Source organism: Xanthobacter autotrophicus (assembly GCF_030015065.1).
GTDB classification, from domain to species: Bacteria; Pseudomonadota; Alphaproteobacteria; order Rhizobiales; family Xanthobacteraceae; genus Xanthobacter; species Xanthobacter autotrophicus_D.
On the sequence record NZ_JAIVFN010000369.1, the window covers coordinates 1 to 469 of the forward strand.

Annotated in this window: 1 protein-coding gene; it reads right to left on the reverse strand. The window is 74.4% G+C overall.

Going from position 1 to position 469, the window contains the following annotated elements; translation table 11 throughout:
• Positions 1–133 precede the first annotated feature (133 nt).
• Positions 134–469: hypothetical protein (locus K9U40_RS23565; RefSeq protein WP_282892485.1), on the reverse strand; the 336-nt coding region annotated here is incomplete at its 5' end.

Genomic DNA, 469 nt, shown 5'->3' on the forward strand with positions numbered 1-469 from the left:
GCCTGGAGGTCGGCGGCGGCGGCTTCGATGGCCTGCGCGAGCGCAGCGAAGGGCAGGGCGGCGGCGGTGCGCTCCCGGTCGAAGGCCTGCAGGGTGGGAGCGGACGGTTCGGGGGCGGACGCCATGGCGGGCGTCAACCGATCCGCACGTCGAAGTAGGCGCCCTCGGACTCGCCCAGACCCTGCATGCCGGCCGTGCGCGCGGCGACCGCCGCGCGCGCCCAGCGGTTGACGATGGCCATGGCATCGGTGCCTTCGGGGACTTCGTCGCCGTCCTGCAGCCGCTGCACCGCGGCGAGCGTTTCGGCCACGCCTTCCGGGCCGCCGAGCTGGCGTTCGAGCACCCGGGCGTAACGGCCCTCGGCCGCGGTGCGCTCGCGGGACGGCAGCTCGGGGAAATCGCACAGGGCGACGGTGTAGGCGGCAACGGCGGTGTCGGTATCGATATCGGACATGGCGGGCTCCTGGTG